The organism is Candidatus Ornithobacterium hominis (genome assembly GCF_900538215.1).
In the GTDB taxonomy this organism is placed as follows: Bacteria; Bacteroidota; Bacteroidia; order Flavobacteriales; family Weeksellaceae; genus Ornithobacterium; species Ornithobacterium hominis.
On the sequence record NZ_UNSD01000004.1, the window covers coordinates 147858 to 159389 of the forward strand.

General features: G+C 37.9%; 19 protein-coding genes and 1 tRNA gene. 7 read left to right on the forward strand and 13 right to left on the reverse strand.

Translation table 11 applies throughout. The features are described from left to right. Positions 1 to 2: 2 nt before the first annotated feature. On the reverse strand, positions 3 to 869 hold the full coding sequence (locus tag D5J18_RS04560; protein WP_119057832.1) for a phage major capsid protein: 867 nt from the start codon (positions 867 to 869) through the stop codon (positions 3 to 5). 46 nt (positions 870 to 915) lie between these two features. Next, a complete protein-coding gene (locus tag D5J18_RS04565) occupies positions 916 to 1875 on the reverse strand; it encodes an HK97 family phage prohead protease (protein WP_119057833.1) in 960 nt (319 codons plus the stop codon). Between the two features lie 184 nt (positions 1876 to 2059). Between D5J18_RS04565 and D5J18_RS04570 the strand changes: the two genes are divergently transcribed. From D5J18_RS04570 to D5J18_RS08800, 7 genes are all read left to right on the forward strand, one after another. Next, complete coding sequence (locus D5J18_RS04570) at positions 2060 to 2482, forward strand: terminase gpP N-terminus-related DNA-binding protein (RefSeq protein ID WP_119057834.1); 423 nt, start codon at positions 2060 to 2062, stop codon at positions 2480 to 2482. 2 nt (positions 2483 to 2484) lie between these two features. Then, positions 2485 to 4059 (forward strand): phage terminase large subunit, encoded by a 1575-nt coding sequence (gene terL, locus D5J18_RS04575; RefSeq protein ID WP_119057835.1) that lies wholly within the window; start codon positions 2485 to 2487, stop codon positions 4057 to 4059. Positions 4060 to 4106: 47 nt separating this feature from the next. After that, on the forward strand, positions 4107 to 4571 hold the full coding sequence (locus tag D5J18_RS04580) for a phage protein Gp36 family protein (RefSeq protein ID WP_119057836.1): 465 nt from the start codon (positions 4107 to 4109) through the stop codon (positions 4569 to 4571). Beyond that, complete coding sequence (locus D5J18_RS04585) at positions 4564 to 4851, forward strand: hypothetical protein (protein WP_119057837.1); 288 nt, start codon at positions 4564 to 4566, stop codon at positions 4849 to 4851. Before D5J18_RS04580 ends, D5J18_RS04585 begins: the two co-directional genes overlap by 8 nt. Further along, a complete protein-coding gene (locus D5J18_RS04590; protein WP_119057838.1) occupies positions 4841 to 5029 on the forward strand; it encodes a hypothetical protein in 189 nt (62 codons plus the stop codon). The genes D5J18_RS04585 and D5J18_RS04590 overlap by 11 nt, the downstream gene beginning before the upstream one ends. A 65-nt stretch (positions 5030 to 5094) precedes the next feature. Continuing rightward, the gene (locus D5J18_RS04595; protein WP_119057839.1) at positions 5095 to 5547 is read left to right on the forward strand and encodes a hypothetical protein; all 453 of its coding nucleotides are present in this window, start codon (positions 5095 to 5097) and stop codon (positions 5545 to 5547) included. Positions 5548 to 5760: 213 nt separating this feature from the next. Next, entirely contained in the window at positions 5761 to 5925 is a 165-nt protein-coding gene (locus D5J18_RS08800; RefSeq protein ID WP_165844960.1) for a hypothetical protein, read from the forward strand. 41 nt (positions 5926 to 5966) lie between these two features. On the opposite strand, the gene D5J18_RS04605 is transcribed toward D5J18_RS08800, so the two are convergent. The 11 genes from D5J18_RS04605 to D5J18_RS04655 all read right to left on the reverse strand — a co-directional run bounded on the left by D5J18_RS04605 (position 5967) and on the right by D5J18_RS04655 (position 11501). Continuing rightward, complete coding sequence (locus D5J18_RS04605; protein WP_133298100.1) at positions 5967 to 6368, reverse strand: LvrA C-terminal domain-related protein; 402 nt, start codon at positions 6366 to 6368, stop codon at positions 5967 to 5969. Positions 6369 to 6385: 17 nt separating this feature from the next. Further along, positions 6386 to 6700, reverse strand: a complete 315-nt coding sequence (locus D5J18_RS04610) for a hypothetical protein (RefSeq protein ID WP_119057842.1) — start codon at positions 6698 to 6700, stop codon at positions 6386 to 6388. A 14-nt stretch (positions 6701 to 6714) separates the two neighbouring features. After that, positions 6715 to 7227 carry a hypothetical protein gene (locus tag D5J18_RS04615; protein WP_119057843.1) on the reverse strand — a complete coding sequence of 171 codons (513 nt, stop codon included), beginning with the start codon at positions 7225 to 7227 and terminating at the stop codon, positions 6715 to 6717. 8 nt (positions 7228 to 7235) lie between these two features. Next, a tRNA-OTHER gene (locus D5J18_RS08805) sits at positions 7236 to 7308 on the reverse strand. Positions 7309 to 7320: 12 nt separating this feature from the next. Next, positions 7321 to 7578, reverse strand: coding sequence for a hypothetical protein (locus D5J18_RS04620; RefSeq protein WP_260377494.1), 258 nt, complete (start codon positions 7576 to 7578; stop codon positions 7321 to 7323). A 379-nt stretch (positions 7579 to 7957) separates the two neighbouring features. Further along, positions 7958 to 8641, reverse strand: coding sequence for a DUF3164 family protein (locus D5J18_RS04625; RefSeq protein WP_119057845.1), 684 nt, complete (start codon positions 8639 to 8641; stop codon positions 7958 to 7960). Positions 8642 to 8910: 269 nt separating this feature from the next. Next, complete coding sequence (locus tag D5J18_RS04635; protein WP_119057847.1) at positions 8911 to 9327, reverse strand: hypothetical protein; 417 nt, start codon at positions 9325 to 9327, stop codon at positions 8911 to 8913. Between the two features lie 13 nt (positions 9328 to 9340). Beyond that, on the reverse strand, positions 9341 to 9601 hold the full coding sequence (locus tag D5J18_RS04640; protein ID WP_119057848.1) for a hypothetical protein: 261 nt from the start codon (positions 9599 to 9601) through the stop codon (positions 9341 to 9343). Continuing rightward, positions 9601 to 9966: a hypothetical protein gene (locus tag D5J18_RS04645; RefSeq protein WP_133298101.1), complete on the reverse strand. Its 366-nt coding sequence runs from the start codon at positions 9964 to 9966 to the stop codon at positions 9601 to 9603. The genes D5J18_RS04640 and D5J18_RS04645 overlap by 1 nt, the downstream gene beginning before the upstream one ends. A 19-nt stretch (positions 9967 to 9985) precedes the next feature. Further along, entirely contained in the window at positions 9986 to 10612 is a 627-nt protein-coding gene (locus tag D5J18_RS04650) for a hypothetical protein (RefSeq protein ID WP_119057850.1), read from the reverse strand. Between the two features lie 28 nt (positions 10613 to 10640). Next, positions 10641 to 11501 carry an AAA family ATPase gene (locus tag D5J18_RS04655; protein WP_119057851.1) on the reverse strand — a complete coding sequence of 287 codons (861 nt, stop codon included), beginning with the start codon at positions 11499 to 11501 and terminating at the stop codon, positions 10641 to 10643. Between the last annotated feature and the right edge of the window lie 31 nt (positions 11502 to 11532).

Sequence of the window (11532 nt, forward strand, 5' to 3'; positions counted from 1 at the left end):
GATTAGATTAAAGCTGCAATAAATTTCTTTTCAACAGGCACTGCAATGAAGTAATGGCGGTAGTTCAACAAATTAGCTTGATTTTCAGTGTCCTTACTTGCTTCAGAAAAATACTGTTTGGTAAGCCCTGTTTTCTTTTTCACGTTTTCCTTCACAAAAGCCACAGATGCTGGTTTGTCAGTTAATTCTACCACTTCGCCAAATGCTTTTTTATTACCACTTGCATAATGGGGTGATGCGATATACTTTTTGATTTCAAATCCTGCAATTACTGGAGATACTTCGCCTTTTCTGTAATTGATGAGTTGGTCGCCAAAATTCTTTCTATCCTTCAATAGAGCATTGTAATGCTTGTTACATAGTACCAATCTTCTGCCTTCTTCTGGCCACTCCAGAGCATCACACTTATCTTTTAACTTCACTAAATCTTCATAAGTACATTCATCTCCAGCCATTTCCAAAACAGGAGTTTTATCTGTATTACTATCGGGTGCCAAAGCATGCAAGGCTTTTTTGAATTTCCTGCTGTTGATAGCATTGGTATGGCTTCGGGTAACTGCATCAATTTTATCATAAGAAGAGCCTATAATCTGGTCATCTGTAACTTTGGTAGGTTTGGTCTGGTATTTGTCCAATTTCACAATCACTGTATCATCATCATAGTCTTGCACGGCTAGAGGATATGTTTTGTTGTTAATCAAAACATCTGGACTAAATTCGGTTGTGGGAATATGGATTACATTTTCTTCACCCATTTGTTGCACGTCGCCATCTAATTCATTGACGCCGTCTAAAAAATCTGCCGTGTCGCCACTTTTCAAAGTTTGTCTCACACGTTGCTCCCATATTTCTGGAAAATTCTTTGGCATTTTATCTTGTTTTAAATGTTATTTAAATAATGTTTAAATCCTGTTACTACCCAATGGTATTAACTAATTTTTTGTAAGCTTCTGGTTCAGCATTCTTGAAAGCCAATTGCTCCTCAATGCTCAATTTTTGAAAGTCTTCCATGCTGGTAACTCCTTGGGTTCCTGCAGGCGTGTTGATTCCTGCCGAAAAGTTCTTTTTCACAGGCAGAGCTTCCAGAGTAGATTGGAATAATTCAAAGTTTTGTTGAGCTAATTCCAAAAATGTAGCTCTCTTTTCTGCTGTAATTTTTCCCTGTTGCACTGCTTCATCCAGCATTTTAGCCGTCAGTTCTGTTTTTTCTTTCTTTTCTTTGGCGATGTAAGCATTTACCTTTTCTTCAGAAAGTTGTATTTGTGCTCTTAATTCATCTCTTTCTTTAGAGAGTTTCAAAATTGATTGTTCAATTTCATCTGTCGTTAGCTCCTTGGTTTCTACGGCAAAGCCTAATGCCAACATGGCTAATTGTCCTAATTTGAATTTCATATTACTTTGATTGTTTTGATAAGTTGAATTTTGTGCAATAGATAGGCACAGTTCTTTGATGTCCATTTCTGTTAAATCCTCATCATCCATGCGTAATCTTATGGCATTGGTATTGCTGGGAATAGCAACAATAGACGCCTCATACAATTCACATTGATTGAGTACCAATTCACCATTTTCATAGCTAAAATCATTTTTGCTGAATGATATGCCCATGCTGGCACCATTGATAAGCCCACGTTCTACTTTTCCCGCTATGATGTTAGCGTGTGGGTCTTCTATATCAAACTCCGTATCAGCTGTGAGCTTTCCGTTTTCTGCCTTAAAAGAAGTCCATTTACCTATGACAGCGAGGTTAGACGGATTATGCCCGTCAAGCATTACAGGATTATTAGAGAATCGCTCTAAGCTGATACCTTGCGTACGGATTCTAAACCCGTAGGAGTTGATTTTACTTTCATCATTTAATATAAATCTGGGCATAATCCTTTGATTTTTTTGACTTGATTGTGAGGCAAATTTGAATGACTTTCATGGGTTTATAAAATGTTTGTCAAACTATTAGACAAGGTTGTATTTTCATATGACAAGGTTGCCGCACCAATGTACAGGTAGTTTTTTTCAGCCATACTTACACGCAATTTTGTACCTGAATAAATGTTTTTAAATGGCAAAAACGCAGACAAGAATCAAGGCAGAGGCATTCTATATAGAGAATTTAGAAATCACACTCAAAGAAGTAGCAGAACATTACAAAGTATCACAAAATACGGTGAGTTCTTGGGCAAAAAAATATGACTGGGAAAACAAAAGATTGAATTTTCACGCTTCACCTACCAAAATCAAACAGTTGCTACAGCAAGAACTCTTACAAATTTCAGAGGGAAAAAAGCCAAAACTACCAGCAGATGCTATCGCTAAACTTATGGCAACATTAGACCGTTTAGAAAAAAAAGCAGACCCCGTAGTAGTGCATAAAATACTGAAAGATTTAGATCATTTCATTGCTGAAATAGACCCTGATTTTGCCAATCAATGTACCGCTTTTCATAAACAATTCTTGCAACACCGTATCAGTTTAGAAAATTAGCCATGGACAATAAAAAGTATCTTAAATTAATACAAGATTATGACAAACATTGTAGGCGTATCGCTTTGGCTACTTCTATCAATATTCATGAAAACGCCAAAGATAAAAATGCACGTGTACAAGCTCTTGAAAAAAACTACATTCAATGGTTTGAATATTATTTCCCTAATTACGCTAAAAAGAAATCCGCTTGGTTTCACGCCAAATTAGCCAAGATAATTACCAAAAACAAACGTTTACGTTTGCTGGCTGAAATGTTCCGTTCAGCAGGAAAATCCGTGCACATTGATATGGGTATCCCTTTGTATTTGTACTTAGCCAAAAAAGATTTACATTTTATGCTATTGGTAGGCGAAACCGAACCTAAAGCTAAAAAATTACTCGCTGGTATTCAGGCTCAACTTCAATTTAATAATCGTATCAAAAATGATTATGGGCAGCGATTTTCTGCTGGCAATTGGGCAGAGGGTGATTTCGCTACATCAGATGGCGTTCGATTCATGTCGCTTGGCTTTGGACAAAACCCCAGAGGTGCAAGAGAACAGGCAGAACGCCCAGATTATATAGTAGTAGATGATGTGGATAGCAAAAAATCTGTGAACAATGATAGAATCATGCGTGAAGCTGTGGACTACATCACAGAGGATATTTGGGGTTGTTTTGATGCTGATGATAATGCAACAGAACGCTTCATATATGCTAACAACAATTTTCATAAAAATAGTATCACCAATAGGCTAAAAACTTACTTTAATCAAGTTATCAAAGATGAAAAAGAAAACACCGCCACTATGGAACAGCATGCCAATGCTTTGTTTCATGTGCTTAGTGTTTGTGCCGTTAAAAACCTATCTGATTTTACACCAGAATGGCCAGAAAAAACATCTGCAGAGTATTGGAAAAATAAGTTTAGCCAAATGCCATATCGCTCTTTTATGAGAGAGTATATGCACACACATATTGAGGATGGTGCAATTTTTAAATATGAAGATATACAGTATAAGAAACCACATAAGCTCAAGGATTATGATGCCTTGTGTTTCTATGGAGATTTATCCTATAAAGCCAATGCCGATTACAAAGCTCTGATTCTGGTAGGCACCAAAGGCAAGGAGTTCCATATACTTTTGGCATATATGCAACAAAAATCAAGGGCAGATTGTGCCAAATGGCTGTATGATCAGTATGAAGTTTACAACCTTGATTTATACAATATCAGATATATGATAGAAGGGCTTTTTGCCATGGATGAATTTGTTTCTGATTTTGATATTGAGGGCGAAAAAAGAGGTTATTACATCCCAGTAGTTGCTGATAAACGCACCAAAACAGACAAATACGATAGAATAGAAAGCCTTTCGGGCTATTTTGAACGCAAAAATTTCTTCTTCAATACAGAACAAAAAAATGCTGATATGCAAACGCTGATAAACCAATTCCTTGCTTTTGAAAAAGGTAGCCAAGCCCATGATGATGGTCCTGATGCCGTGCATGGTGCTTTTAAATGGCTCAGCACACGCAACAGAAAGATGAAAGGCACATATAAATTCGGTGCCAGAGTGAATAATCGCTACTGATAATTATAGACAAACCAACTAACAACCAATCACCAACAACCAAAAATATGTTCCTACAAATAGAAGATTTAAAAAACAATATCTACAATTACCAAGTAGAGCAAATTACCGAAGGCGATGAAAGCATCGTTCTACAGGCATTAGACACCGCAGAACAAGAAGTAAAATCCTATTTCTATACCAATCATAGAAAAGAGTTTTTAGACGGCAGAAACCGCTATGATGTTGATGCCATATTCACTGCCATAGGTGAGCAGAGAAACGCTTTAATCGTAAGCCTTTGCCTATCCGTTGCCAAATGGTATATCGTTGATTTATGCAATGCCGATATTATTTATGAACACGCCAAAGAGCGATATGATAGAGCCATTGAATACCTGAAAAAAATCAACAAAGGCGATGTTTCTTTAGGCAACTTACCTCTTAAAACAATAGACGAAAATACAGATGTAACACAGGGAACAGTTCAGCCCTTTGTTTTCGGTTCACGTGAAAAATTCAACCATGAATGATTTTAGATTAAACGAGAATGATTTGGTTTTCAAAAATGGCGATATAGCCATTGGCGAATCCAACGAAACACATGTAGAACATTTGCTCATCAGCAGACAAGGCGAATGGAAACAACATCCAATTGTGGGTTGCGACATATGGAAAGCCAAAAATGGAAACATCACCCGAATGTTAGACAGGCACATCCGCATACAATTAGAAGCAGACGGTTTCCAGTTAGAAAACATGAATATTCTACCAGAGGGCATCAATATAAAAGGACAATATCATGAAAAATAAAAAATTCAAACAAAACAATTTCCAAGCCACCAGAAACATACAATCCAAGGCAATGGCACTCAAAAAGGTAGGAGGCAAAATCAAAATCCCCAAACGCCAATTCATAGGACACCACCCAGAGGTAGACAAACATATTCGCAATATCATCAACCATAATCTAAAAGAAATAAAATTTTAGACATAAGATATTAGACAAACAACTACACACCATTCACTATCAACCATTCACCAACAACCAATAATATGAAACCCATTTTACAAAACATTCAAACCCGTATAGCACAAATACCTGAAATCAAGTATGTAGACGAAGACTGGGGGCAAATAGACTATTACAGTCCCAATATGCCAGTGCAGTGGCCTTGCTGCCTCATAGACCTCAATAATGGGCAATTTTCAAACATTTCAAAAGATATAACCAAACACCCCAAAGAAAGACAAAACGGAACATTTGCTATTAAAATCACAGTAGCGAATATGAAACTCACCAATACCAGTTTAAAGGCTCCTCAGAGGCAAAAAAACAATGCCTGGGCAATATTTGAACTTACAGAAAAGATACACCAGCAATTACACGGCTTTTCTCCTGCAAATAATTGTAGCAAGTTAATCAGAACCTCATTCAGTAGAGTAATGCGAGACGATGGCGTGCAGGAATATAATATTCTCTACACCTTTGAGGCTCACAATGTATAATTCCCCTCCTTTGGTAGCATGATTTTCAAAACTCCCCTCCCTTTGGGAGGGCTAGGGTGGCCCCCCCCTCCTTTGGAGGGGCTGGGGGGAGGATTATTCAGTCTTTCCTCTAAATCAAAAGGATATTTTCTCCAATTCTTCTTCTACATGAGTATTCAAAGCTCGGTATAACGTATCCCTGCTAATACGAAATTTAGGAAAAATATACTCCCTATGGATTACAGTAATAGGAATAATTCGGCAATCATATTTATTAAACTCCTGCTGAATATCCCTGTACCGCAAGAGCATATTTCTTTTTCGACCTATTTTTTGTTTAGCAGAAGACATCTCCACAAAAGTAAAACGCCAACTCGAATTTCACAAGTTGGCGTTTGAGTCTCCCCTCCTTTGGAGGGGCCGGGGGAGGATCCCCTCTTTCACCCATCCCAAACCCTATTATTAATATACGTTTCAGGGTAGGCAAGTGCCGTGCCGTCTTTAGATTTATGGGATTTGTAAATAGTGATGTAGTTCAGGCATTTGGAGCGTTCAGCATCGTTGAGTTGCTCCCATAGAGCCTCGCAACGTTTTTTCTTACCGGCATAGTTGCCGTAGGTCTTCCAGAAATGTTCAAAACTCAAATCAACTGGCACTTCTTCCACCTTTATGGTTTCGCTTAGCTTTGCCAGTTCTGCAATGTGGCTGATGTGTTTGGGAATGTATTTTAACGTGAATTGATGTTGCTTTTCGTCCAAATCCGCTTCTATTTTAAACAGCGTTAAAAAACCATTTAAACCGAATTTAAACAACACCGAACCCGTGAACCGCTTGGAGGTCATTATAAAACTTTTTTCTCTCATAATTGTTTCTCAATTTGCTGGATGAGTAATCGGTAAACATTTCTTTCAAATTCACCTGCAGCAGAGCCCATTTGTGCTTGAGCAATGATTGCTAGAGAATAAGCCTCATGATACTTTAAGGTCATAGAAAATTCCTTACCCTCGCCTCGTTTGCTGACCAGTTTTCTCTCTAATTTTATCATCAAATCTTGTGATATTGAACCTATAACTTTTCCTGCTGCTGTTTGCGCTAGCTGAGTTTTGGCTTCATAGAAATCATCTATCACAACTCTCAGATGCTCTGTCTTTATTTTCAGTTTAATTTTATTCATAATAGCATTATTTTTTAAATCTCCCTCCCTTTGGTAGCATTATTTTTAAACCTCCCCTTTTTAAATCCCCCTCCTTTGGAGGGGCTGGGGGAGGATCTAGGGGAGGAATACTTCCACTCAAACACCTGTTGTAACGCAAAAATCACTTTGCTCAACTCCTTTGAGTTCATTTGGTTTATTGGCTTCTGCACTGGGCATTTGGAGCTGATAATCCACGTCCCCAGCGTTTTTAAATCGACCAAATGCGGTTTGTTTTCCTGCACCCAACCAAGCTGATGGGCAAGGCTCAAAATCGTTGTGTGTTGCGTATTTTCTTTATCAAATAAGGCGTAAAAACTATTGTTTGGATTTTTGCCTGTGTTTAGAAACCGAATCGCTTCATAGGCTTGGCGCTCGGTTAAATCTTTGGTTGAGTTGATTTGCTCGCCCGTAAATTCGCTGAGAAAATTTAAGCGTTCATCCCGATCGCTAAATTCTTTGCTGCAAATGCTTTGCAGTTGCTTGATTTGTTGTTTTGTGATTGTCATTTTTTTTGTTCCCCTGGCAGGATTCGAACCTGCATTCCAGTCCTTATATTTCTTTGCTATTACCAGTTATACGACAGGGGAAATGCTTTTGCTTTATAATATCATTTTCCCAACTGCAAGCCCAGCCAAAGCTCCTGAACTCGCACCAGCGGCATAAATCAGCTTATCCATAAACCCTCCAAACGCCACACGTTTCACATTGTATGTCCAGATAAAGCTAATCATGAACGAAGCTCCTGCCACGCCTAAGTATTCTTCTTTTGCTACAAAATAGGTGTTTGCACTCACAAAGAACACTTGCATAAATCCCGTTGTAAATAGTTTTAATTTATCCATATTATAAGCTTTCATCTACTTTTTCTATCTTCATTATATTATATTTTTTTGGATGTTAATTGAAGTAATATCAGCATTAAAATTGCCTCTACACGTGAAATCTGATCAAAAATATACATAGCTGCGACTAATAAAATTAATATCATATGTATTTGTAGTTCGGGTCTCTTCATGACTTTAATTTACTTTTTGAAGTTCTCAATAAACTAGTTAATTTTTTTTTTTCTGCTTCCATTTTTTTTTAAGGCTTTATCCTATCCCCAGCCCTTTCCCAAGGAAAGGGAGTTGACGTGTATTTGAAAATCTCATTTTTTTAAGGCTTAATTTTTTTTTAGTATGTTGGCGTTCCCGATGATTTCAGGAACGCCAAGTTTTTTGTCTCGAGCACGAGGCATTAAGCTTCGTATTTTTCGTGGACTGGGAAAAGTGCACCCACATCCGTCCCCTCTGGGAAATCAACCGAAGTGATAGAAAGCGGCACACTCACTTTTTTGCCCTGTGCATCTGTAACGCTCGCCTCAATGTAGAATGCCGAACGCATAGGTTTATAAGATTGTCTAATGATGTTCACCGCATCTGTAAATGTTTCATCATTCCATTCTTCTGCGAGCTTAGTAAGCTCCAGGACACGGCTTGCTTTCAAATTACCCTTAGCATCTTTTTTCAGCAATTGATTTACTGCATGCACCAATTTGCCAGTCGCTTCATCTTTAGCAAGAGAGGCGATAAACTCTTTTACTTTGTCAATCCCCGCCGTTACAGTATCGTCCCAATTGTCCAGCACACGAAATCCGTAGGTAATCGTATTGCCCTTGGCATCAGAAAACGTATGTGATTGCTGAGTGTCTTTCACGTTGTAAGCATTATTTTTCAAATCCAGTAAAATCTTTGAATCCTTGAATATAGAAAGCTTCAATGCAGATAGCTGTTCGCTACACGCTTTGATATTTTCCATAAAGCCTGGTAAATATTCGTTTACCATTTTTTTGTAGGCATCTCTATCCTGTAGTTTGGCTTCATTTCTACGCTTCAACTCCTCTTGAAGCTCTTTTTCTGATAATTGTGATAAATCTTTCATCTTTTAATTATTTGTTGTTTGTTATTAATATTAACTCTTCATCCCTCCCAAAGGGTGGGACTCCCCTCCTTTGGTAGCGTTATTTTTACCCCCCCCCCTCCTTTGGAGGGGCTGGGGGAGGATTAATTGTTCATAGAACGCATCCCATTCCGCATCAGATAATGTGTGAAACGGAGCCAACCAGTCCCCCAATTCGTTTCTTAGAACAGCTTTGCCGTTCACTTTGTAGGCATCGCTATGTAATTTTTCAATTTTAAAGTTCATTGTTTTTATCTTTCTATTTTTTCTTCGTATTTTTTTAATACATGGTATGGTATTCTGTGTGCCTCTTCCTCTAAATCTGAGTAGTCTATATCAATTCGTTTAACCGAGCGAAGAAACCAGTCGTCTACAATTTCTTCTAGATCCAAATCGCCTTGAAAGTATCTAATAGCGCCGTCTCGCATAGCTTCAATGTCGCGTATTTTTTCGTAAAGCTTTCTAACTATTAACATTTTATCTAAAAATACATTGCGTTTTTCAATCCATTCCAAGCGCTCATCATCGCTTATTTCAACTGCGTCGTCACTTCCAACTCTTCTGCATTTTACGTTGTCGTCAAAATCAACGCGTACAACGAAGTAATAATTGTCTTTTTTGGAAACAAAGCGTACGTAAGGCTCTGTTATTGTTTCTTTTATTCTCATTTTAATTCTTTTTTTATTTTAATTCTTCTATTCTTTCTATATCTCTATCTTGATTGTAGCGTACTGGCACGTATTTCCACCCTGTCTCTCGCATTATTTTTTTTCGCTCTATCAATTTATTTTGTAAATTCTCTGGGAGGTCTTTTGCCGTTAGTTGATTCCTAAGTCTTGCAATATTTTGGTGAATTAAAATCCTTTCAGCGAAGGTTAAAAACTGCCTTGTATTGCTGTCGTAATTCAAAAAGTCAAGCAAATCAAATTGATTTATTCTCATCAGTTCACTAATTTTTTAAGGCTTAATTTTTTTATTTTTACAATTAATTTTGAGGGGTACATTTGCACCTTTTCATTGTCCAAAATATTGCGCGTATAGCTGCAAAATAGCTGTCTTAATAGTTCAGCTTCGCAGTATGAAAAGTAGTGCGCGTTATCTTGCAAAAAGGCTTTCTCAACGTGCAAAAGCCACATGCCGTGGAAATAGTTTTGCATCAAGCCGTTGGTGTGAAGTGTTTTATAACTCATAAAATTTAGGGTTGCAAGGCGTTGGCAATACGCTTGGTAATGCTTTTCACGGTAGTTGTCATACGTTGTGTAACTAATTTCAAGAATTTCTAAAATCGTTGGTGTCGTTGCTGTCATTTTTTCAAGTAGTGTTTTGTTATTTAATATCTCCGTGGTATTTAGCGGCTCCTTCATGCCAAATGGTGTAGGGTTCCCCGCCACCGTTTAATCTCCCTTGTGGAAAGGCTCTAAAGCCCTCTACAGGAATCTTTATATCTACATCATATCGTATAAACTGGGCTAGGGCTCCTTTAGGTTCTCGCCCTTGGGCGTGTGAAAGGAATATCAAACCTTTGTTTTTAGACTTCATATATTCTTTCAATTCTTTATATTCTTTTTTGGTAATTCCTGCGTATTGAATAGAGTCAACAATTAGAAACTGCGGGCTTTTATGCCTTTTCATTCTCTTTACCATTTCATCCCACGGCTCGCGGTCTAATAAGGTGAATTTACCCTCCACGCTTTGCATATAGTGGCGTTCCATCGCCATTTGGTAGGTGTGTGATATGCCTTCCTCCATTGAGTTGTAAGCCACACGCCCAAAATTGCACAGGTATTTAGCAAATTGCACCGCAAAATCCGTTTTCCCGTTGGAGGAGCCACCCCAAACAATGGCAGAAAAGGCTTCATCTGGTTGCCCCAGGCTTGCTTTCCATACACCTTCAAAATCTAAAGTATTGAAGCGCTTATTTAAAATATTTGATACAGAGTAGGCTCGTTTCATTAGTTATTTAATACTTATTAAATAGTGTTTAACCGTTGTTTAATTGGGCGTTTTCTAATTTTAGGGCGTGTACTTTTCTTTTTACGCGTCGCAAATCACCCTCGCATTCTGCCCATACAATTTTCATTTGCGATTTATCTTCTATGCCATTGGCAAAGCACACTTGGATTACGTCCTGTTGTGTTAATCCGTTTAATTCTATGAACTTTCTACCTATGCGGCTATAAATCTCATTATATCCCTTACGGTTAAGCCTAATCCCTCTTAAAATGCGTTTCTTTAAATGGTCTGTGGCACACATTACGAGTCCACAATCATCTTCTAATTGGTTGTAAATTGTTATAAAGAAATAAAGCACTTGGTCGCTCACCTTATCAAACTCATCAAAAAGTAATACGGGGTTCTCTAGCCTTTTAAGTGTGTTCACAACTTCATACATCATTTCAGTTACGTTCATACCCGTATTGTCACGCCCCATTACGCGTAGTAGTTCCATCAAAAAGCCTTTGCGGTTCCAGAACTCGTTGCATTGCACCATAAAGGCGTTATCATTATTCATTTCATAATATTTCATTGCAACTGTTTTACCGCTACCGGCAGGATTTATCACCGCATAAACCTGTGAGTTGTGTTGCGCATCATTCATTAATTGCGTGAACAGCCTAAAATCAGTCGTTTCAATCACCTGCCATTTGTTTTCTGTGCTCCCAATTTTTGATGAAACGTTTCGCCACATCTCATCTGATATTTTGTCCCAATTTTGATTTAAAATTTGTGAAACTAGGGCAGATGATATGCCTATGATTTTTGCAGATTTATTTTGCCCGCCTTTTCGGTTACAAAACTTTTTAAGTTCTAATGCGATTTGTTGTTTCTGTTGTGTTGTCATATATTTGTCTTGTTTTTTGTTGCCCCGCAAG